This window comes from Moorena sp. SIO3I6, assembly GCF_010672095.1.
In genome coordinates this window covers 65149-86776 of record NZ_JAAHHU010000025.1, presented here as the reverse complement: position 1 = coordinate 86776, position 21628 = coordinate 65149, and the positions used below count along the sequence as shown (strand labels likewise).

The window sequence follows — 21628 nt, the reverse complement described above, 5'->3', positions numbered from 1 at the left end:
TAGTATTTGAATACTGAGTTTAGAGAGAAGTCTGATGAAATGGAGAGTCATTCTTGAGCCTGATCTAGTTAACGGAGACTGGGCAGCTTGGTGCCCCGAACTTCCTGGTTGTACTTCCTGTGGTGAAACGAAAGTAGAAGCAATAGAAAATATTCGTATTGGCATTCAGCTCTACCTTGAACCTGCACCCCTTGAGCTGCCGGAAGGTTAGTGGACAGTAGGTAAAAGTATCACAAAGGTTGCCAAAGCCTCAAGTAATTTGCTATAATTTAACTATGATATTAGTGCCACGACCTTGTCTTAATTAAAATTTCCCGAAAACCAAGGGTTTTGTAGTGACATTGGATCTGGTTCTAGAAATTTAACGGCGCACGAGGAATATTTCTTCGTGCTTTGGGAGATACCCCCTGGCGTTCGAATCAGCTTGCATTGGCGGGCTAAAGTTTATATTGGTAGACTTTGGTAGCTAAAAAGTATCGGTTCTGTGACTTGCGAGGTTATTATTTAATAATATCTATTTTAACCAGAGGCTCTAGTAGCTAGAGCCTCTGGCTAAGTTTTAACAATCGATCAGTTCTGGTGTCTAGTTCAGAATTTGACTGCGGATAGAAATAAAGTCCTGATAAGCAGGTGATTCTAAGGCTTATGGACGAAATATAGCGGTTTTGTGGCAGTTTTGAAAGGCTAACTTGATCCCAAAATAACGTTCGACTGCACCACGAATCGCATCCCCACCTATCATCCGCAATAGCTGGGCTCGATCTTGCTCAGTTGGTGGTGGTACCGAATGCTCTACCCATTCCGCTTCACCCTGTGCCAATTGCTTGGCCAGGTCTTCCACAACTCCAAAGGCATAAGGTAACGATTGCCTGATGCTGTCAATAAAAGCTTCTTGATTAACCTCACCCTCCTGTGCCTGCTTCAAAAGCTCTGGAGTAATGTTCAGTGACATAGGCTTTTCCTGAATATCCCTAATGAACAAAATAGTTATCAGAGGTTCACACTTAGTTGGCTGAACCTCCCAGGGAACAGTATATGGTGATAATGATTATTATTGTTCATAATAATCATTTTTAGTAAAGAAATATTACGATGCAGACGATTAGAGACGTACTATGCTATGCGAGTGGGCTTGGTCAGTGTTGGGAGAATGCGATTAGCCCGAAGGGCTACGCTACGCGATGAAGCGTTCGCGAAGCGTGGCCAAAGGCCTCAGCTTCCGCTAAAAGCGATCGCACGCCATCCTAGTACCAAAAAGATGATGCGCCAGTAAACCAACTTGCAATGCAGCCAAACTCTCCGCTACTTGGGGAATATCTCACTGAAACTCGATCAAAAACTCCCCCCCTTCCACTCCAGCATGTTTATAGCTGCCGCCAGTTTTCGGTCTGTAAACCAGTTTCACCTTTAATAAAGTCGCTGATCACGCAAGTATCGAGAAGGTATCGCATCAGAATAATTCCGGTTCACGAGGTGGCAGGAGTTGATCACGATAGGACTCGAAAGCCGGGAAATCAGGAATTCCTTCATAAGACAGGACGACATCCGACCACTGGGAAATAGAGCTAGGTGCTGTTTGGATTAGCTGGCGTAACGCTTGGAGAACAAGGGTTTGGATCCCGACATTTGATTCAACCGCTTGGCGGATGAGGTCTTGTTCGAGATCTGGGGGTAGGTCGATTGTAATTTGCATAGGTCAGATTCTTTGTATTAAAGTGTTGAATTTTTATTGAAGTTGATGAGCTTGCGCTCTATTCAGAACTGGTTTTAGGGAGGAATCGAGCCATGTTGGATTATCTGTGCTGATCTCGTATAGCCAGTAACCGCTCACGTATCCAGTAGACATTTCAAAATAAGATGCGAATAGCGCTGGTTGTTTTGGGGAATCAGCTAATGGATGTGGATTGAAATCGGTTTGGAGAAGCTGCTATAAATCTTCTCATTTCTGTCGCCCCTTCTTTTGGGAGCTAGTTAGCTAATAACACTCGCTAACTAGCTCCCCTTTTTGTCCAAAGTCCAATATAATTGCTCTGTTACCCATTGAAAATGATTACTTAAATGCTTAGCATTCCCACCAACCGCACTCAGCCTCGGGTTCCCCAACTGAGAACATCCTTGCCTGGACCCCGTGCCCGGGCGCTTATCGAACGCGATCGCGTCGTGAGTTCCCCCTCCTATACTCGCAGCTACCCGTTAGCAGCTGCCAGAGGTGAGGGCTGTATGGTCGAAGATGTGGACGGCAATGTTTTTCTAGACTTTACTGCAGGAATTGCGGTAACTGCAACTGGTCATGCTCATCCTCAAGTGGTTCAGGCAATACAGAACCAAGCAGCTAATCTCCTACATATATCGGGAACTGATTTTTATTATGAACCGATGGTGAAACTAGCGGAAAATCTAGCTGTACGTGCCCCTTTTCCAGAGTCAGGAGATGGTCGTGCCCGTGTTTGTTTCACCAACTCTGGAGCAGAATCAATCGAAGGTGCTATCAAACTAGCCCGCTACTATACAAAGCGATCGCGAATAGTTTCCTTCCAGGGTGGATTTCACGGGCGCACCTATGGGGCGATGTCTCTAACAGGTTCCAAAATCGTGCAGCGTCAAGGATTTGGACCGTTGCTTCCCGGTGTTACACACATTCCCTATGGAACCCATGCCAGTCTTGATTATCTAGAAGAAAAACTCTTCTCAAGTGTATTGCCACCAGAGGAGGTCGCTGCGATCGTTCTCGAACCAATTCAAGGGGAAGGCGGCTATATTGTACCGTCCGATGGCTTCTTGGAGCGGATTCGCCAGATTTGCTCTCGCCACGGTATCCTGATGATTGTAGATGAGATTCAGTCGGGAATGGGGCGGACTGGGAAACTTTTTCCCATTGAACACTGGGGTATGATGCCTGACATTATTACCCTGGCTAAAGGCATTGCCAGCGGTCTACCTCTGGGTGCTATCCTGTCTAGACCGGAACTAATGACCTGGCCTCCTGGCTCCCATGCTGCAACCTTTGGGGGCAATCCAGTAGCTTGTGCTGCTGCCAATGTCACCTTGGAACTATTACAAGCAGAACTGATCGATAATGCTCACCAGATGGGAGAGGTATTGCAGGCAGGTCTAACTGAACTGGCACAGCGATTTGACCAGGTTTCCTTGCCACGGGGGAAGGGTTTAATGATGGCAATCGATCTAATCGATGCCGATGGAAATCTCGACCCAGACCTACGAAATCGCATTGTGGATGGGGCTTTCTATAAGGGTTTATTGCTAGTCGGTTGCGGTAAAGCAGCAATTCGGTTTTGCCCACCCCTGATCATCAATAGCGATCAGATTCAGGTTGCTTTAGAGATCCTCACTGAGTTGTTTGAGGGAAAATAAAAAAAGTCAATATATAGCAATTCTCAAATAGGTGAGGTACACAAGTTTGGTATTTTAGGGAACAGGGAAAAAATAGGTGTGCGTGCCTTATTAATGTGCGTGCCTTATTAATATGAGAACTGCTAAGCTGTTCAGCATTTAGATTGGGATACCTAAATTGTTCAAAGGGAACAGCGGATATGGGAATAGGGAACAGATAAAAAGCAATTTAAATGCGCATCAGCTTATAACTAATAAATGTAATGTTAATAAGGGAACAAATATGGATCTTCCGTACTTGTTATGATAACTAGACTTCCCGGCAGTTGTCGGGAACAGGGAACAGGGAATAGGGAATAGTGGACAATAATTGACGCAAACACTATCATAAAAATACTTTTGCAAGAGGTCTAATAAACACTTTGGCAAAGGGAATTCGGAGCAGGGAGCAGGGAGTAGTGGTAAGAGGCCGTATTCAGGAAATTTTTTTTGTTAGTTATACCAAGGGAAGTATGGTTTAGGACATAGTCTTTTGCTGGAAAGGGAGCAGGGAGTAGGGAGCAGGGAGGAAAAGATGTCTTAAACTTTACTTCGACTGCTATAAATAGCATCATTTCACTTGTACAGTAAGCTTTCTGAGTGTTTTAACTGGAAATTTAGCATAAAAGGTACTGAATAACCAACTTTTATGAATTAAGAACCTTAACCGACTTGCATTATTTTACTATCAGTCATAGTTGTTATCGCTGTATTTGATCTGGCTTAACATAAATTGAGCCTGCAAATTAATGACTTCTCGATACGTTTCTACTGATTTCCTGTCCCAAAGATTGTGCCCTGCATCAAGTATGTGCAACTGATTTTTTTCGTCATTTTCTGCAAATGCCTTCAGTGCATGGGCATACTGGGGAAATAAGTTGAAGGGATCACCCAAGCTAACCAAAGTTAGGATTGGAGATAGGGATGGTCTAGATGGATAGTCAAAGTCAGGTGTGAAAGTCTTGTAAGCTTCCCAGCTACGCTCGTGTAGGGTCACACCTGGGGCATGGAGAAGGTCAGCCAGAACTTTAGCTTTATCCTCCAAATATTGAACAGTAAACTGAAACAGTTCTGGGTCGGGATGGGGCGGATTGACAGCAATTGCCCCGGCTAGATCATCATAATGCTGGGCATAAAGTATGGCAGCTATACCGCCTTGGCTGCGTCCAGCAATAAAAACTGGGCGGTCAGGATAGAGGCGTGATAACACAAGATGGACGTGGCGAATCACGGTTATAAGGCCCTGTTCGCTGGCAAACTCAAAGGGGGCATTTGAACCCATACCATTGAGGGGCAGGTCAGTTGGAAAAGAGGCTACACGGAACGTCTCACCATCAGGCAGTAATTCAGTTAATAAACTTTGGTTGCTCTTTCGCCCACGTCCACGGTTCTTGCTTTTTCGCCCATGAAAGGTTCCTGCAATATCACATAGTGTCTCGGCAACAGAAAAAGTTGTTCCTGTACCCGGTAATAGAATCAGGATTGCACGATGAGTCTGATCAACTGACTTGTTGGGCTCCAAAATGCCTGTGAAAGCCATCGGTAGATATAACTTCGTGAAGGGCAGCCTTTGTTTAGCTTCGCTGGTTGCACCAACTCGATGAACCAACTCTTGGCTTTCTTCAATCACGTTCATATCCAGCAATTCACGGTGACTAATCTCACGAACCCTCGCCAGTTCCTGGTTAACTTGTTCGAGTTTTTTCAATTCTGAACTCATTTTTTATTTACGATTTAGTTGTATTTCCAATTTTGGATGCTATAAGATACATGGGGTCGTCGTAAATCGGCATAACCTTGGAATCGATAAGAGTCCATTCTGGTTGGTCGAGGACTTCCTGAAGTTGAGGCAAAAAGCTCTGACGTGCTGTGAACACTAAAATTCCTTCAGGCTCAATACTGTCTTGAAGTGTGCTCAGTTCTCCTGGTCCAGCATGGCTCTCGGCAAATACTCCTGTGGCAATGATGCCACTTGCCCTTCCCAAGTTTCTGAATCGTTCATCGCCGATCGAGCAGCAAACTAAGGAGCTATATACGCCTTTTTCAGCCGCTTTGGTTAACATAGCAGGCGATATGTCAATGCCTATCATCTGTTCAAATCCCAACCCAGCCAATGCAACACCAACTAGACCTGTTCCAGCCCCGACATCAAGGATTACACCCTGCTTGTCGTCCATATACTCTGCTAGCATAAATGCCGCTGTCATGGGAACAGGTTCCCATACTCCACCAACATCTACTTCATACTGATCTGCCCATTGATCATAGTTCTGACGTAGCTGATCAAAATTTTGACTTGAACAGATCCACTTCAACCACTCGTTTGGTTGTATCTCAGACATTTTTCTCCCACCACATCAATAGTTAGACATTTTTATAGGATGCTCATCTACTTCGATTTGCTCACCGCCTCATCCGCTCAGTTCCCTTTATCGGCTGTTGTGCCACAAGTGTCTAACTAAAGAGATGTTGGAATCGCTTGTGGAGATATTTCGAAATTTCCTGGTCAAGTGGCAATGCACATTATTAGAGTTTGCTGGTGAAGGTGATCATGTTCATTTACTTTTTGAAGCACACCCAACCTTTGAACTCGGTCAGTTAATCAAAAACCTAAAGTCTGTCTCAGCTCGTAGAATCAGGTCTGAATACGGTGATTACTTAGCAAAATATTACTGGAAACCTTACTTCTGAAATCATGCCTATACTTTTACTTTCGTAGGTGGGAGAGCAAACCTAGAGACTCTATTAGTTTATAGTAAAAATCAAGATGAACCAGCAAGATTAAAAAGCGTTGGCTCCTATACTAGGGATTAATCCTGTCGGATTTAATCCTAGGATAAGGAGCCATTTTGATCAAAGCTTAACTTCAATATCAACTCCAGCAGGTAAATCCAATTTCATCAGAGCATCAATAGTCTTTGAAGAAGGCTGATAAATATCAATAATCCGTTGGTGGGTGCGTGTTTCAAAGTGTTCCCGAGAATCTTTATCAACGTGAGGCGATCGCAAAACACAGTAAATACGACGTCGAGTGGGTAAGGGAATTGGGCCAATAGCTGTAGCATTTGTGCGGTTTGCTGTATCTACAATCTTCTCACAGGAGGTGTCCAGCAAGCGTCGATCAAAGGCTTTTAGTCGAATCCGAATTTTCTGCTGTTGAATAGTTGCCATTTTTTTAATTTTCTAGGTTCTTTTAGGTAAAATAAACATGAATAAAGAGCAGAGAAGCTAGAACTTCCCTGCTCCTACTCTATAGTAGAGTACTGCTATTCGAGAATCTTGCTGACCACACCTGAGCCGATGGTGCGACCACCTTCACGGATAGCAAAGCGCATTCCTTGTTCAATCGCAATGGCGTTGATCAGGCTCACTGTCATTTTGATGCGATCGCCTGGCATCACCATCTCAGCTGTAGAGCCATCGTCAGCAGTAAAGGCATCAATAGTGCCAGTCACATCAGTGGTTCGTACATAGAACTGAGGGCGATAGCCGGAGAAGAAGGGAGTATGACGTCCACCTTCTTCTTTCTTCAGGACATATACCTCAGATTCAAACTTGGTGTGAGGGGTGATTGAACCGGGCTTGGCAAGTACCATACCCCGCTCAATGTTCTCTTTTTGGATACCCCGTAGCAGTAGCCCAACATTGTCTCCAGCCATCCCTTCGTCTAGGGTCTTCTGGAACATTTCCACACCAGTTACGGTGGTGTTACGGGTCTCTTTAAGCCCGATGATTTCTACCGTCTCACCAACTTTAACTTTACCCCGCTCGATTCGACCGGTGGCAACAGTTCCCCGACCAGTGATGGAGAAGACATCTTCCACTGCCATCAGGAATGGCTTATCCACATCCCGCTCTGGTGTGGGAATGTATGAGTCTACATTAGACATCAGTTCTAGTACCACATCAGTCCACTCATTGTCACCTTTGGCAATGCCTGGATTCTCGGTCAGGGCGTTTACAGCCATTAAGGCTGACCCAGCCACAATCGGGATATTGTCCCCGTCAAAGTCGTATTCGCTCAACAGTTCCCGAATTTCGAGTTCTACTAGCTCTAGGAGTTCTTCATCGTCTACTTGGTCTTTCTTATTTAAGAAAACCACGATGTTAGGCACTCCCACCTGCCGAGCCAGGAGGATATGTTCTTTAGTTTGTGGCATGGCACCGTCAGCGGCAGAAACCACCAGAATTGCCCCATCCATTTGCGCCGCACCCGTGATCATGTTTTTCACATAGTCAGCGTGGCCTGGGCAATCCACGTGGGCATAGTGGCGATTTTCGGTTTCGTACTCCACATGAGCAGTATTGATGGTAATCCCCCGTGCTTTTTCCTCAGGAGCTGCATCAATTTCCTCGTAGTTCCTCGCTTTTGCCTTCCCTTGAGCTGCCAATGTCATAGTAATAGCAGCAGTTAGGGTAGTCTTGCCGTGGTCTACGTGACCAATCGTGCCAATGTTGACGTGGGGTTTATTCCTTTCAAACTTTTCGCGTGCCATGAATTACATGTTCCTTTTTTTTGTTATGCGTTCCCTTGATTCTTAGCAATGATGGCTTCTGCCACATTGCGAGGTACTTCATCATAGGTTTTAAACTCCATAGAGAAAATACCCCGACCTTGGGTCTTAGACCGGATATCCGTAGCATAACCAAACATCTCTGCTAATGGAACTTTAGCAGTTACTTTGGCAATGCCGTCTTCAGAACCCATACCTTCAATCTGGCCACGGCGGGAGTTGAGGTCACCCATGACATCCCCAAGGAAGTCTTCCGGCACTTCCACCTCAACTTTCATCATAGGCTCTAGGAGTACTGGGGCAGCCTTCATCACAGCATTCCGCATGGCCATAGAACCAGCAATCTTAAATGCCATTTCTGAAGAGTCTACGTCGTGATAAGACCCATCTACTAGGGTAACTTTGACGTCGATCACTGGATACCCTGCTAGAATTCCCGATTCACAGGCTTCCTTCATCCCTTGTTCAGCAGGAGAGATGTACTCTCTCGGTACAGAACCACCTACGATCTTGGAGACGAATTCAAAACCACTACCAGTATCTCCTGGTTCCAATTCAACAATAACGTGACCGTACTGACCTTTACCGCCACTTTGACGGATAAATTTGCCTTCCGCTTGGACTGATTTACGAATCGTCTCTCGATAGGCTACCTGGGGAGCGCCCACATTCGCTTCTACCTTAAACTCTCGCAGCATCCGGTCTACCAGGATTTCCAAGTGCAGCTCACCCATGCCCGCAATCACGGTTTGGTTAGTTTCTGGGTCAATGCTGACCCGGAAGGTAGGGTCTTCTTCAGATAGGGCTTGGAGGGCTTTGGATAGCTTCTCCATATCCTGCTTGGTTTTTGGCTCTACTGCCACCGATATCACTGGTTCTGGAATAAAGAGGGATTCCAAAATAATGGGAGACTCTTCGTCACAAATAGTATCCCCAGTGATAGTATGTTTTAAGCCAACGGCAGCGCCCAAGTCTCCAGCCCGCAACTCCTCTACTTCAATGCGGTCATCAGCTTTCAAGACAATTAAGCGAGATATCCGTTCCTTCTTATCCTTAGTGGAGTTGAGGATATAGCTCCCCTTCTTGAGTACCCCAGAGTACACCCGCAGGAAAGTTAGGCGACCATAGGGGTCTGCCATAATCTTGAATGCCAGAGCTGACATAGGAGCTTCGTCATCAGCCACCCGCTCGACGGTTTCACCCTTAGGCATAGTACCTTGAATTGGCGGAACATCAATCGGAGCTGGTAGGTAATCAATAACCGCATCCAATAGCAGCTGAACCCCTTTGTTCTTGAATGCAGAGCCACACAACATAGGAACGATTCTGCCCTCAATGGTTCCTTTGCGCAGGGCTTCACGAATTTCCTCTGCCGTGATTTCCTCTCCTTCAAGGTACTTCTCAATTAACGCCTCATCAGTTTCTGCCACCGATTCCACTAGTTTGGCACGGTATTCTTCGGCTTGCTCTTTGACCTCTTCAGGAATTTCTGTATCTTCGATGTCAGTTCCCAGGTCATTGGTGTATATCTTGGCTCGCATCCGCACCAAGTCAACAATGCCTCTAAATTCGCTTTCACTACCAATCGGGATTTGGATGGGAACAGCATTGGAGCGCAATCGGTCACGAACTTGCTCGTAGACCTTGAAGAAGTTTGCTCCTGTCCGGTCCATTTTATTAACAAACGCAATTCGAGGTACCTGATAGCGGTCTGCTTGCCGCCAGACGGTTTCAGACTGAGGCTGGACACCACCTACAGAGCAAAACACAGCAATCACACCATCCAATACCCGCATGGAGCGCTCCACTTCAATGGTGAAGTCAACGTGACCGGGAGTATCGATAATATTAATCCGATGCTCTCGCCAGTTGGTGCTAATTGCAGCAGCAGTGATCGTGATTCCCCGCTCCCGCTCTTGGTCCATCCAATCAGTTACAGCTGTACCTTCATGGACTTCACCAATTTTGTGAACAATTCCGGAATAAAACAGGATTCGTTCAGTTGTTGTTGTTTTGCCCGCATCAATATGAGCTGCAATGCCGATATTGCGTGTTTTATCAAGCGGGATGGTGCGTGCCACGGTTACCTCCTTTGTCTGGTGCCACCATTTCCTCACCAGGTAGCTATCTATTTACAATTTTATACTTTTTTTAAGTTTTTTTAGGCATTTGTGGACATTATCCTATAGCTACCAGGTTCTTGTTCTAGGCTTTTTAGGATAATTAGTACCGATAGTGGGCAAAAGCTTTATTTGCCTCTGCCATTCTATGGGTTTCTTCACGCTTGCGAATAGCATTTCCGGTTTCATTGGCAGCATCCATCAGCTCATTAGCCAATTTGCTAGCCATGCTCCGACCGGAGCGACTTCTGGAGAATTTAATCAGCCAGCGTAGGGCTAGAGTAGTCCCTCGCTCAGCCTTTACTTCCATAGGAACCTGATAGGTTGCCCCACCAACCCGGCGAGCCTTGACTTCTACTAGAGGGGTCAAGTTACGCACAGCTTTTTCAAAGGTTTCTATGGGATCAGCTCCAGTTCTTTCTTCAATGATTTTCATTGCGTCATAGATAATTCGGTAGGCAAGGGATTTCTTGCCATGACGCATGAGTCTACACCCCAACATACAAATCAGGCGACTGTTATAGACTGGGTCAGGGGGGACAGGACGCTTTTTAACAACTGAGCGACGAGACATAAGTAAGCTTAAGAAAAAATCAAAAATACAGTTTACTATTAAAAATTAACCAAGGCAATCAACTACACTCCTGTGATTAATCCTAGTGTGATTAACCCTGGTGTGATTAACCCTGGTGATACAGTTAGCTTTTGACACTCCCGTCGCTAAATCGAACGCGCCCCGCGTCGGGCAAAGCCCGTAGATTATAGCGTTCGCGTAGCGGCTCCTAGGTCGCTGGGATTCTTAAGAATTTTACACTCTTAATGGCTGAGCCAAACAGCCTCTAAACCCTCCAATAAAATTATTGGGCTTACTTTTTAGATTTTTGGTTTATGCTTGATTCAGAGGCTTTTCAGCTTGCGCACAAACCGCTACTCTTTCGAGGGCATTAATTATTAATAATGCTCAAATTATCAAGGAAGCGCAACAGTTCTAGTCTCCAATTCCCAAGGGGCTGTGTGGGTCACCTGCGGGAGCACTTTATACGCCCCGTCTTCCGCTAAGTCGGTCGGCTATAACGGGAGTCCCCTTGGGGTTTAGATGGGCGTGGGTGAGAACACAGCAACTCTATTGCTGAAAGTCTCTTACTTTAGAGGAGTCAATTCTCGTGAGTTTACTTAGGGCGCTTTGTCCCATACTTAGAACGACCTTGACGCCGATCCTTAACTCCTGCCGTATCAAGGGTACCCCGAATAATGTGATATCGCACTCCAGGTAAGTCCTTAACACGACCACCTCTGATCATAACGACGGAGTGTTCTTGTAGGTTATGACCAATACCAGGAATATAGGCTGTTACTTCAAATCCTGAAGTCAGACGAACCCTTGCCACCTTTCGCAAGGCTGAGTTGGGTTTTTTGGGTGTAGTTGTGAACACCCTAGTACAAACACCACGGCGCTGGGGACATTGTTTCAGCGCTGGGGACTTAGTTTTCTTCTTAGCTTTGAAGCGCTCGCTACTAATGAGCTGCTGAATGGTGGGCATGAGTTACGGCTTAATAAACATTGGTTGATTGAACTTAATCAACTACAAACAAACCAAAGGTAATTATATCGCATTTAACACTCTGGTGTCAATCTGAATCCTTTGATGGGTCTACACGAAAGGAATTACCGCAGCCGCAGCTTTCTGAAGCTTTAGGGTTATGGAAGCGAAACCCTCCTCCCATCAGGTCTTCTGAGTAATCTAGAGTTAAGCCATTGATAGTTTTTAGGCTTTCCGGGTCTACGATGACACTGATGCCATCACAGTCATAGACCTGATCCTCAGAATTTATCACTTGCTCAAAGTCAATAGTGTAGTAAAAATCAGCACACCCACCCTGGCGGACACCTAGACGCAATTTGGCGTCTGGGTTTTGACGCTTGGACTGTACACGTCTAATCTCACTCGCAGCAGCTTTACTCAGTTTAATCATTAACGATACTAACTATACGCAACAACTAGCACCAGCTAATGTTACCTCAAAAAGGAATAGTCATTAATCATTAGTCATTAGTAATTGGTCACTGCCAATAGGCTTTTTTTGACCTACTAAAAACTTCTAACTAATGACTAATGACTACTAACTAAAGAATTGTCAGCTGTCAGCCGTCAAGATTAAACGAATGCTTACCTCTTTTATTCAAAAGATTAAAGCTGATTGCTGATAGCTGATTCCTTACAAATACTTACAACTAATGACTTAATCTATTTGTCTTCTGGTTTGCTGCGAGCATAGTCATCTTCAAAGCGAATAATGTCATCTTCTCCGAGGTATTCTCCATTCTGGACTTCAATTAAAACGAGGGGAATAACACCAGGATTCTCTAGGCGATGAGCATAGCCTTGGGGAACATAGGTTGATTGATTTTGATGAATAATTTCTTCTTTATCGCCACAAATAACTTTAGCTGTACCACTGACAACAATCCAGTGTTCGCTCCTATGGTAGTGCATCTGCAAACTTAAGCGATGACCCGGCTTGACTTCAATGCGCTTGATTTTGTATCCCCGTCCTTCTTCTAAGACAGTGAAAGACCCCCAAGGTCGTAGTTCGGTAGCGGCAACGCCTTCAGCTACTCGGGATGACTGTAGGGTAATGGCCGAAACTTGAGAAATTTCTTTTGACTGAACCATGGTTTTGTTCCTGAAAACGTCTAGCTAAGTGATTTTGGGAAAGTTTACTAATTGCTTACTAATTCTAGGTTAGACAAAATCAAGGGTAATTGACTATCGAAAAATCTAGCAAACTATAACTAAATTTTTCAGGCCAAATTAGTGGATTCCCTGAATTTATATAAAGTCTTTACACTCTTATATAGTTATGTTTACCTAATTATCAGCTGAATAAACCTATAGTTAAGGGATTCGTGATTTACAAAAATCTTAATAAATCTGAACACTTCATACTTCCTTCATAGTTAATACTTAATACTTAATACTTCTTAAACTATCAGGGAACAGGTGTAAAAAAGATGCCCAGACCGTTGTTAACTGGTGCTGCTGTATAGGGAGACCGATCTAGGAGTTGACCACCTAGATAAAGTCCAGTTGAGCTACCCCCGTCAAGATTGAGGGCATTAATGGCTCCCAATTTCTGCATCAACTGAGCTGTTTCCCTTAAGGTTGGGCCGTCTCCAGTATGACTATACTGAAAAGCAGCAATAATCAATGTGCCATTAGCAGTGGTTCCGATAGCACTGCGTGGAGCAGACTGCTGAATAAAGGCATCACTAAATTGTTCCGATTTGCCATCCAAAACAATTTTTCGATCTTGTAGTAGCAGTGGTCCACCACCGAGAATATGGGGGTAGCCATTGAAGTCAGCAGGAAACGTACTCCCCTCAATTCGCACTTGGGTACCGATACTAAGATCATGAACGGCTGTGCTGTTGGCTCTAAGGGTAACTAGATAGCCATTGGGGGGGATAGGAAAGGCTTGCTGACCGGCAAGTCCTCCAGGCAACAGATGGGTGACCGAGTTGTTCTGGACAACTACAATGATTTCATGATCAATTAAGGGAGTGTAGGTTGGTCCGAAGGCGGGAGTGTAGCGGGCAATGCCAGCTTTGACATAACCACTGTTGACGAATAGTACTGGCAAACGTTTCCGGTTTGAGGTAACTAAGGTTTCGGTGAGGCTGAGTCGTCCCAGTTTAAAGTGACCGCGATCATTCCAAGCGATCGCTCCCCGATTCAAAATTGGACCAGATAACCATCGACTGTCACGGCGAATTGCTCCTAAGGGCAATTGGTTGTTACGGTTGAAAAAGCCAGCATTAATTGCAGCAGATGCTTGCCACCACTGAGCAGCTTTAATTAGTGGGGCTGTTCCCACTTGGGTCGTAGCATTACTGCCAATGGGTCTGAGGCGTAACCGGTGAGATTTGGGGTCAACCTCCAGCCACACCACTGGGAAGCTAGTATCTTTGAGACTAATCAACTGCTGACGCCACTGGATGCCGGGTGCCCAGAGAATATTTTTCTTTACCATGGCATCGGGTCGCAAATCAATCACCAATCGAAAAGGGTTAGGCAAGGTGAAAACTCGCAGACGTTTACCTTTGGGGAAATCCACCCTGAGCCTAGTTTGGTTCTGATGGCTTTCTAAGCGGATAACCGGTTTATCCATAGGAGCACCCACAGAAATGGGAGCTACATCTTCAGGCCCTTGGATCTTGGTAGCCTCTAGAGCATTAAAACCCTTGACTAGTGACAGGTCCGCTGAGGCAGCTACTGTAATCACACCTTCAGTGCGTCGGTCATTGACTTGCCAGAAGGTTGGGCGGTCTAAATCAAGAACAATACGATTACCCCAAGGCTGACGTCCCTGGCGAATAGCCTTCACCCTGGCTGGCATGGAAGAGATATACAGCTTATCCCCGTGAACTTGTAACTGCCAACCTGCTGTTTTGGCAAAATCGGTAATATCTAGATATCGATAAGCACCACTAACTTGGCTGGGGAAGACTACTGATGTACTCCGGGGTTTAGAAAACCACCGAATCGGTTGCTGGGTAAAATCTTTACTATTGAGCATTTCTATCCCCAAAGTTTGCATCGCTCCTACATCACTGATGCCAGTGCGCACTGAGGTTCCCACCAGCCACTGCTGCCAAGGTAAGTTGATCCGCTGACCATTTAAATACACTTGAAACCCTTGTCGGATCACCTGGGGGGGGACAGAGAAAAATTCTACCTCTAAGGTGTTATCAGGCATGGGTGGTAGCTCTTCCAATAGTTTCTTCCCCTTTAAAACTAGGATGTTCTCCTGGGTGGTTTGGGATAAACTTTGAACGAGGACAGGGGTCTCTTCATCTGCTGGGGGCAACTGGTTAAGTAACTCTTTAAAGCTATTTAAGATTAAGGGTTCAATTGCTCCAACTCGCCTATTTGCCGTAGCTACGGATGCTGGGAATAGAATTAGGAGCAAGAGGGTAATGGCTAGCTTGGAGATCTGAGTCCACACTTTTGTAGTATCAATTCCGGTCTTTGGTGTTACTCTAGTCGCCATCAAAGGGTTCCATTGAGCATTGATTGCTGGTAGTAGCCTGTTTCCTGAAAGGACTGATTTAGCTCAAAGCTATCCTTTCATAACCTAAATCAGTCAGCAAAAACTATAGAGAATGTCTAATTTCACATACTCTTCAACTAAGTTCTAGGCATTTAGGCTCTAGGCATGTAGCCTAAGGGGGTTTTAAAAAAGTATGAAGGGCTCCAGGTCAAGCATGGAGGCTCTCAACTCCCCCTGTTCTAAGACCTAAGACCATTAGCCTAATACCTAGGCATTTAGGGAGGAGATGCCACCTGGTCTAAACTAATACTGTGATAAAGGCTACTTTGATCAAGGCTACTGTGACAAGATCAAGTCCTGTCAGTGAAAAAGAGTCCTTAAGAAAGCTATTTTGAGTTTCGCTCAATGGTCTTGATCACTGCTACAGTAAATCCACCAATTTCTTCCCGAGTAAAATTTTCAGTAGGTTTATGGAGAAATTAGGTATTGCTATCCCTAACCTATTTCTTATATCATGACTATCCACCTATATCCTATATATGTAAGTTTCTAGGATTTATGCCAGTGTCAGGGAACCCTGCTAACTTTGGTCATCAGCTAGGTGGTTAGTTGCATGGCATGGTTGAAGCACACTTGCGTGTTGCTACTGGTAAAACCTGTAATGGTTAACTACATCCCTTGGTCTGTGTCGGAGGATGTAGCTTTTGTGTCAGCAGCTGACCAAATTTCATTGGATACTCAGGATAGGAGTTTCTAAGGGAAAAAAGCTTGATAGATTGTTTCACCCAGGGAATCGGGATTAGACCCAACCAACTTCTGGCTCACCATTGATGGTAAATCATTGTTGATTTTTCCAGCCTAGTAGCAGTCTATAGGTCACTGCTACTAGGTTAATAGTCCTCAATCTGTAATGAAAGCATCACTAAACACCGTGAATAATTGGATGAATAATATCGATAACCAGAAAAACCAGGAAGATCTACAACAGTATCACACAAGGATACCCTATCCAGGTCAACGTTGGTTGGTGGAGGAACGAGATGCCTGTGGGGTTGGCTTTATTGCGTCTGGCCAGGGTATAGCTACCCATAAATTGATTGAACAAGCTCTAGTGGCACTGGGTTGTCTAGAACACCGGGGGGGGTGTAGTGCTGACCAAGATTCAGGGGATGGTGCAGGCTTATTGACTGCTATTCCCTGGAAACTGTTGGAAAAATGGTTCACTGAACAAGGCATTGACCAGCCTCCTACGGAACAGTTGGGAGTTGGGATGGTATTCTTGCCTCAGGATAAGAGCTTGGTTAGGCAAGGTAAGTCAATTGTTGAGGAAGTCCTTGCTCAAGAAGGCTTAAAGGTTTTAGGCTGGCGTGTGGTACCAGTATGTTCAGAGATCCTGGGTATCCAAGCGAAAGCTAATCAACCCCATATGGAACAGTTGATCGTAGCTTCTGAAGGGGAGATAGGAGATGAACTGGAGCGTTTGCTGTTTAAAACTCGCTGTCGCATTGCTAAGGCACTAAAATCTCAGAGTACCATCCGAGTGCCTGAAGATTGGTATTTTTGCTCTTTTTCCAGTCGCACGATTGTCTACAAAGGTATGGTGCGCTCAGCGATACTTGGAGAGTTTTATTTAGACTTAAAAAATCCTGATTACCAAAGTGGTTTTGCTGTCTATCATCGACGCTTTAGCACCAATACTATGCCCAAGTGGCCCCTCGCTCAACCGATGCGCTTGTTGGGACATAATGGTGAGATTAACACTCTGTTGGGCAATGTCAACTGGATGATAGCCCGGGAGGCTGACTTGGCTCATCCGGTTTGGGAAAAAGGGTTGAAGGCAAATAACCTTGAACCTGCAACCGACACTAACCTCAAACCAAATAACTCCTTAGATGAGATCAAGCCTATTATCAATCCAGAAAACAGTGACTCAGCCATCCTAGATAATGTATTCGAATTACTGGTGCAATCTGGACGCAGTCCTCTGACCGGATTAATGATCATGGTGCCGGAGGCTTACCAAAATCAGCCGGATTTGGATAACTATCCGGAAATTGTTGATTTTTATGAATACTACAGTGGAATTCAGGAAGCTTGGGATGGTCCAGCGCTATTAGTATTCAGTGATGGGAAAACAGTGGGAGCCAGCCTAGACCGAAATGGATTACGACCGGCTCGTTATAGCATTACCCGGGATGGCTATGTGGTGGTGGCATCAGAAGTGGGGGTAGTGGAGTTGCCAGAATCCGAGATTGTGGAAAAGGGCAGACTCGGACCAGGGCAAATGATTGCTGTTGACCTGCAAAGCAACGAAATTCTAAAAAACTGGGACATCAAGCAACGGGTGGCAGCTCAGCAACCCTATGGTCAGTGGCTCAAGCAGTACCGTGTAAAATTGGAACCCCAACCCTTTACTGAGGCTCCTGAACAAGAGGCGGCTGAGTTACTGCGTCAGCAGACCGCTTTTGGCTACACTGCTGAGGATTTGGAGATGATCATCCAGCCGATGAGCACCCAGGGGAAAGAACCTACTTTCTGTATGGGAGATGATATTCCCTTGGCGGTACTCTCCAATAAGCCTCGGCTTCTCTATGACTATTTCAAACAACGGTTTGCCCAGGTCACTAACCCACCGATTGACCCTCTACGGGAAAGTTTGGTGATGTCGTTGAGTATAGAGCTGGGTGAGCGAGGGAATATATTAGAAGCTAAGCCGGAGTACGCCCAGTTGTTAAAGCTGGAAACCCCAGTCCTCAATGAGGCGGAGTTGGCAGCGGTGAAAGGGTCAGGGTTTGAGACGGCTGAACTGTCTACTCTATTTGAAATTGCTACTGGTCCGGGGGGGCTAGACGTAGCTGTGAATCGTCTGTGTGACCAAGCGGCTGAGTCGGTAAGGGCTGGTAAAACGATTCTGATTTTGAGTGATAAAACTGCTGGAGGGCTTTCTGAAAACTACTCCTATATTCCACCGATGTTGGCTATAGGTGCGGTTCACCACCACCTGATCTCTCAAGGATTAAGGATGAAGGCATCTATTATTGTGGAAACGGCTCAATGCTGGAGTACTCATCACTATGCTTGCTTAATTGGTTATGGTGCATCAGCAGTTTGTCCTTATTTGGCTTGGGAATCGGTACGGAATTGGTGGGCTAATCCTAAGACTCAGAAATTGATGGGCCAGGGGAAACTGGAAAGCCTGACTATAGACCAAGCTCAGAAAAATTATCGCAAGGCGGTACAAGCAGGTTTATTGAAAATCCTATCTAAGATGGGAATTTCCCTATTATCGTCTTACCATGGTGCTCAGATTTTTGAAGCAATTGGCATTGGTGGGGATTTATTGGCACTAGCCTTTAAGGGAACTACATCTCGGCTGGGAGGTTTGAGTATTGCTGATTTAGCTCAGGAAGTGATGGAGTTTCACAAGCGGGCTTTCCCCCTGACAGCTAAGAAACTGGAAAACTTTGGCTTTATCAATTACCGTCCTCGGGGCGAGTATCACATGAACAGCCCTGAAATGGCTAAAGCCCTACACAAGGCGGTTTCCTCTTTCGTCCGTGACCAATCCTCTAAGAATGGTAACGGTAAAAATCACAAAGAGTTGGAAGTTAGCAAGTTGCAGGTTAAACCTTCAAGCCTTGACGCTAACAAAGAAGCTTACGACCACTACGATGTGTATCGGAAACTGTTGGAAGAGCGTCCAGCAACTGCACTACGAGATTTGTTGGACTTCAACAGCGACCAACCTACTATTCCGATTGAGGAAGTAGAACCTGTTGAGGAAATTGTCAAGCGCTTCTGTACCGGAGCAATGTCCCTAGGCTCTCTATCCCGAGAAGCTCACGAAACTCTAGCTATTGCTATGAACCGGATTGGTGGTAAATCCAACAGTGGTGAAGGGGGAGAAGACCCAGTGCGCTTCAGCATTCTGAATGATGTGGATCACACTGGTCATTCTCAGACTCTACCTCACTTAAAGGGATTACGTAATGGGGATGTTGCTTCCTCTGCGGTTAAACAAGTAGCATCTGGTCGCTTTGGAGTAACACCAGAGTACCTGATGAGTGGGAAGCAGTTAGAAATTAAGATTGCTCAAGGTGCTAAGCCAGGGGAAGGGGGTCAGTTACCAGGTAAGAAGGTTAGTCCCTACATTGCTAAGCTGCGGCGTTCCAAGCCAGGAGTAACCCTAATTTCCCCACCACCCCATCATGATATCTATTCCATTGAAGACCTAGCGCAACTGATTTTTGATTTGCATCAGATTAACCCTCAAGCTAAGGTATCTGTGAAGTTGGTGGCAGAAATTGGGATTGGAACTGTTGCGGCTGGGGTAGCTAAAGCTAATGCGGATGTAATCCAAATTTCTGGTCATGATGGGGGTACTGGAGCATCTCCCCTGAGTTCGATTAAGCACGCTGGAGCGCCTTGGGAACTGGGAGTAACTGAAGTACATCGGATCTTGATGGAAAACCAACTACGCGATCGCGTTTTGCTGCGGGTAGATGGTGGCTTAAAAACTGGTTGGGACGTACTGATGGCTGCCTTGATGGGAGGACAAGAGTACGGTTTCGGTTCGGTATCGATGATTGCTGAAGGCTGCATTATGGCACGGATTTGCCATACCAATCAATGTCCCGTAGGGGTTGCTACTCAGCAAGAACGCCTGCGCCAGCGCTTTACCGGGATTCCAGGCCACGTGGTCAACTTCTTCTACTTTGTGGCTGAGGAAGTGCGATCGCTTCTTGCCAAACTAGGTTACCGTTCCTTAAAGGATATCATTGGTCGGGCTGATCTACTCAAAGTTCGGGAGGGCCTTGAGTTGACTAAGACATCTATGTTGAATCTAGATTGTCTGACTCAGCTGCCTGATACTCGCACAGACCGCAGTTGGCTCAACCATAACGATGTCCACAGCAATGGACCAGTCCTAGATGATCAACTGCTGGCTGACGCTGACCTGACGAATGCGATTCAAAACCATGGGTCTGTGACTAAAGATGTTGAGATTGTAAACACTGACCGTACTGTAGGGGCTCGAATTGCTGGGGTAATTGCCAAGCAGTATGGTAACAGTGGTTTCGATGGACACATTACTCTCAACTTCAAGGGGGCTGCGGGTCAAAGCTTTGGTGCCTTTAACCTGCCTAGTATGACCTTGATTTTAACTGGTGAAGCGAATGACTATGTAGGCAAAGGGATGCATGGTGGTGAAATTATTATCAAACCACCAGCTGATGCCACCTACGACCCAGCTAACAATGTGATTGTAGGTAACACCTGCCTCTACGGTGCCACTGGCGGAACATTATTTGCCCATGGCGGTGCTGGTGAGCGGTTTGGTGTGCGCAACTCCAAGGGGTATGCTGTGATTGAGGCAGCTGGTGATCACTGCTGTGAATACATGACCGGTGGTGTAATTGTAGTCTTAGGAAAAGTGGGACGCAATGTCGGTGCTGGTATGACTGGTGGTTTAGCCTACTTCCTAGATGAAGAGGATAGTTTTCCGGCCAAAGTGAACCAGGATGTCAAGATTCAACGGGTAATTTCAGCCGCTGGAGAGCAACAGTTGAAAGGCTTAATTAAAGACCATGCCACTCGGACTGGTAGCCCGAAAGCCCAGATGATTCTCGACAACTGGTCTGAATATCTGCCCAAATTCTGGCAAGTGGTACCCCCTTCTGAGGCGGATACTCCTCAAGCCAATCCTGATGTGGTAGAGGAACGGGAGTTAGTTTCTTCTACAGTAGCCTAAAGCAGTTAAAGCTTAAAGGTTCCAGGTTGGCTTGGGTTACCAGTTGCAGGTTAGAAGGTTGAAGGTTGGTTTGATCACCTTTAACCTTCAATCTGTCAAGATTCAACTGTGAATAACCTTGGCCAAAAGGCCACGCGATCGCCTTTGGCGCGGCTTAGGCCTTTGGCCACGCTGCGCGAACGCCGATCGCTCGATTGCGGGACGCGCGTCCATCGCGTTCAACCTGTAACCTGTTCTAGGTCAATCTTTTCGAGGCAAAATTCATTCACAGACCCTTGACGACGAATCATCATCTCCCTTACCCAATCACGATGACCTTGCTTAATATACTCTTCAATACAGTAAGCAGAATAGCCAATGTGATTAGATTCATCACTGATGAATTTATCGGACTCATGTTTATTATCTATACACTGTTATAAAGGATTCAGTCCAGACAAGACAGAAATTAGAAGACCACTTAATTTCTGTTGGCATCGAAACTATGAGAATATATCCGAAATTGATTCCAGATCAACCTGTTTATCAAAATGGTTTACCTCATCGGGTAGGACGATTAACAATAGCAAAGCAAATCGTGGAAAAGTTATTATCTTTACCAGTCTATCCAGAATTGGATATGACCGATATTAACAGAATAGTTAAAGCAGTGCAGCAAGTATTTTGCTAGTAGTCGATAGTCATACCAAATCCGCTTGATTTAGCAGGTGTTATTTGTAGGGCAAAGTATCAAAAAGGTTGGTAATCGGAGTATACCTGAAAGGTGTTTGAGAGGGCTTCTGGACTATGAGAGGAAGCGT

At 45.5% G+C, this 21628-nt stretch carries 20 protein-coding genes; 6 read left to right on the top strand and 14 right to left on the bottom strand.

What is annotated here, in order from left to right:
* Positions 1-34 precede the first annotated feature (34 nt).
* Positions 35-211, top strand: a complete 177-nt coding sequence (locus F6K49_RS09505) for a type II toxin-antitoxin system HicB family antitoxin (RefSeq protein WP_293028253.1) — start codon at positions 35-37, stop codon at positions 209-211.
* 432 nt (positions 212-643) lie between these two features.
* Here F6K49_RS09505 and F6K49_RS09500 read toward each other — a convergent pair whose 3' ends face one another.
* Positions 644-952: an SCO5389 family protein gene (locus F6K49_RS09500; RefSeq protein ID WP_198954229.1), complete on the bottom strand. Its 309-nt coding sequence runs from the start codon at positions 950-952 to the stop codon at positions 644-646.
* 198 nt (positions 953-1150) lie between these two features.
* Between F6K49_RS09500 and F6K49_RS09495 the strand changes: the two genes are divergently transcribed.
* Entirely contained in the window at positions 1151-1273 is a 123-nt protein-coding gene (locus F6K49_RS09495) for a hypothetical protein (protein ID WP_293028259.1), read from the top strand.
* 177 nt (positions 1274-1450) lie between these two features.
* On the opposite strand, the gene F6K49_RS09490 is transcribed toward F6K49_RS09495, so the two are convergent.
* Complete coding sequence (locus F6K49_RS09490) at positions 1451-1693, bottom strand: hypothetical protein (protein ID WP_293028263.1); 243 nt, start codon at positions 1691-1693, stop codon at positions 1451-1453.
* 365 nt (positions 1694-2058) lie between these two features.
* On the opposite strand from F6K49_RS09490, the gene F6K49_RS09485 reads away from it, so the two are divergent.
* Positions 2059-3372, top strand: coding sequence for an acetyl ornithine aminotransferase family protein (locus F6K49_RS09485; RefSeq protein ID WP_293096093.1), 1314 nt, complete (start codon positions 2059-2061; stop codon positions 3370-3372).
* Positions 3373-3617: 245 nt separating this feature from the next.
* Here F6K49_RS09485 and F6K49_RS09480 read toward each other — a convergent pair whose 3' ends face one another.
* From F6K49_RS09480 to F6K49_RS09465, 4 genes are all read right to left on the bottom strand, one after another.
* On the bottom strand, positions 3618-3740 hold the full coding sequence (locus tag F6K49_RS09480; RefSeq protein WP_293028270.1) for a hypothetical protein: 123 nt from the start codon (positions 3738-3740) through the stop codon (positions 3618-3620).
* A gap of 21 nt (positions 3741-3761) precedes the next feature.
* Complete coding sequence (locus F6K49_RS09475) at positions 3762-3965, bottom strand: hypothetical protein (RefSeq protein WP_293028273.1); 204 nt, start codon at positions 3963-3965, stop codon at positions 3762-3764.
* Positions 3966-4078: 113 nt separating this feature from the next.
* Positions 4079-5110, bottom strand: coding sequence for an alpha/beta fold hydrolase (locus F6K49_RS09470; RefSeq protein ID WP_293028277.1), 1032 nt, complete (start codon positions 5108-5110; stop codon positions 4079-4081).
* Between the two features lie 7 nt (positions 5111-5117).
* Positions 5118-5732 carry a class I SAM-dependent methyltransferase gene (locus F6K49_RS09465; RefSeq protein WP_293028282.1) on the bottom strand — a complete coding sequence of 205 codons (615 nt, stop codon included), beginning with the start codon at positions 5730-5732 and terminating at the stop codon, positions 5118-5120.
* A 97-nt stretch (positions 5733-5829) separates the two neighbouring features.
* Between F6K49_RS09465 and tnpA the strand changes: the two genes are divergently transcribed.
* Positions 5830-6081: an IS200/IS605 family transposase gene (gene tnpA / locus F6K49_RS53265; protein ID WP_365940426.1), complete on the top strand. Its 252-nt coding sequence runs from the start codon at positions 5830-5832 to the stop codon at positions 6079-6081.
* A 162-nt stretch (positions 6082-6243) separates the two neighbouring features.
* On the opposite strand, the gene rpsJ is transcribed toward tnpA, so the two are convergent.
* The 8 genes from rpsJ to F6K49_RS09425 form a co-directional block, all read right to left on the bottom strand.
* On the bottom strand, positions 6244-6552 hold the full coding sequence (gene rpsJ, locus F6K49_RS09460; RefSeq protein ID WP_198954346.1) for a 30S ribosomal protein S10: 309 nt from the start codon (positions 6550-6552) through the stop codon (positions 6244-6246).
* Positions 6553-6656: 104 nt separating this feature from the next.
* Complete coding sequence (gene tuf, locus F6K49_RS09455) at positions 6657-7886, bottom strand: elongation factor Tu (protein WP_293024668.1); 1230 nt, start codon at positions 7884-7886, stop codon at positions 6657-6659.
* A 23-nt stretch (positions 7887-7909) separates the two neighbouring features.
* On the bottom strand, positions 7910-9985 hold the full coding sequence (gene fusA, locus F6K49_RS09450; RefSeq protein ID WP_293024667.1) for an elongation factor G: 2076 nt from the start codon (positions 9983-9985) through the stop codon (positions 7910-7912).
* A 142-nt stretch (positions 9986-10127) separates the two neighbouring features.
* On the bottom strand, positions 10128-10598 hold the full coding sequence (rpsG, locus tag F6K49_RS09445) for a 30S ribosomal protein S7 (RefSeq protein ID WP_008179641.1): 471 nt from the start codon (positions 10596-10598) through the stop codon (positions 10128-10130).
* 595 nt (positions 10599-11193) lie between these two features.
* Positions 11194-11565, bottom strand: a complete 372-nt coding sequence (gene rpsL, locus F6K49_RS09440) for a 30S ribosomal protein S12 (RefSeq protein ID WP_071106977.1) — start codon at positions 11563-11565, stop codon at positions 11194-11196.
* Between the two features lie 88 nt (positions 11566-11653).
* Entirely contained in the window at positions 11654-11998 is a 345-nt protein-coding gene (locus F6K49_RS09435; protein ID WP_075904457.1) for an iron-sulfur cluster assembly accessory protein, read from the bottom strand.
* Between the two features lie 272 nt (positions 11999-12270).
* Entirely contained in the window at positions 12271-12699 is a 429-nt protein-coding gene (locus F6K49_RS09430) for a cupin domain-containing protein (RefSeq protein ID WP_075904465.1), read from the bottom strand.
* Between the two features lie 316 nt (positions 12700-13015).
* Positions 13016-15076 (bottom strand): phosphodiester glycosidase family protein, encoded by a 2061-nt coding sequence (locus F6K49_RS09425; protein ID WP_293096090.1) that lies wholly within the window; start codon positions 15074-15076, stop codon positions 13016-13018.
* A gap of 943 nt (positions 15077-16019) precedes the next feature.
* Here F6K49_RS09425 and F6K49_RS09420 point away from each other — a divergent pair.
* A complete protein-coding gene (locus tag F6K49_RS09420) occupies positions 16020-20828 on the top strand; it encodes a glutamate synthase-related protein (protein WP_293096116.1) in 4809 nt (1602 codons plus the stop codon).
* Between the two features lie 382 nt (positions 20829-21210).
* The gene (locus F6K49_RS09415; RefSeq protein WP_293059302.1) at positions 21211-21498 is read left to right on the top strand and encodes a DegT/DnrJ/EryC1/StrS family aminotransferase; all 288 of its coding nucleotides are present in this window, start codon (positions 21211-21213) and stop codon (positions 21496-21498) included.
* Positions 21499-21628: the final 130 nt, after the last annotated feature.

Bases quoted from the DNA above. Each gene is read 5' to 3' on its own strand.
- F6K49_RS09505 (WP_293028253.1), top strand. From the start codon at position 35: ATGAAATGGAGAGTCATTCTTGAGCCTGATCTAGTTAACGGAGACTGG.
- F6K49_RS09500 (WP_198954229.1), bottom strand. From the start codon at position 952: ATGTCACTGAACATTACTCCAGAGCTTTTGAAGCAGGCACAGGAGGGT.
- F6K49_RS09495 (WP_293028259.1), top strand. From the start codon at position 1,151: ATGCGATTAGCCCGAAGGGCTACGCTACGCGATGAAGCGTTCGCGAAG.
- F6K49_RS09490 (WP_293028263.1), bottom strand. From the start codon at position 1,693: ATGCAAATTACAATCGACCTACCCCCAGATCTCGAACAAGACCTCATC.
- F6K49_RS09485 (WP_293096093.1), top strand. From the start codon at position 2,059: ATGCTTAGCATTCCCACCAACCGCACTCAGCCTCGGGTTCCCCAACTG.
- F6K49_RS09480 (WP_293028270.1), bottom strand. From the start codon at position 3,740: ATGATAGTGTTTGCGTCAATTATTGTCCACTATTCCCTATTCCCTGTT.
- F6K49_RS09475 (WP_293028273.1), bottom strand. From the start codon at position 3,965: ATGATGCTATTTATAGCAGTCGAAGTAAAGTTTAAGACATCTTTTCCT.
- F6K49_RS09470 (WP_293028277.1), bottom strand. From the start codon at position 5,110: ATGAGTTCAGAATTGAAAAAACTCGAACAAGTTAACCAGGAACTGGCG.
- F6K49_RS09465 (WP_293028282.1), bottom strand. From the start codon at position 5,732: ATGTCTGAGATACAACCAAACGAGTGGTTGAAGTGGATCTGTTCAAGT.
- tuf (WP_293024668.1), bottom strand. From the start codon at position 7,886: ATGGCACGCGAAAAGTTTGAAAGGAATAAACCCCACGTCAACATTGGC.
- rpsG (WP_008179641.1), bottom strand. From the start codon at position 10,598: ATGTCTCGTCGCTCAGTTGTTAAAAAGCGTCCTGTCCCCCCTGACCCA.
- rpsL (WP_071106977.1), bottom strand. From the start codon at position 11,565: ATGCCCACCATTCAGCAGCTCATTAGTAGCGAGCGCTTCAAAGCTAAG.
- F6K49_RS09435 (WP_075904457.1), bottom strand. From the start codon at position 11,998: ATGATTAAACTGAGTAAAGCTGCTGCGAGTGAGATTAGACGTGTACAG.
- F6K49_RS09430 (WP_075904465.1), bottom strand. From the start codon at position 12,699: ATGGTTCAGTCAAAAGAAATTTCTCAAGTTTCGGCCATTACCCTACAG.
- F6K49_RS09425 (WP_293096090.1), bottom strand. From the start codon at position 15,076: ATGGCGACTAGAGTAACACCAAAGACCGGAATTGATACTACAAAAGTG.
- F6K49_RS09420 (WP_293096116.1), top strand. From the start codon at position 16,020: ATGAATAATATCGATAACCAGAAAAACCAGGAAGATCTACAACAGTAT.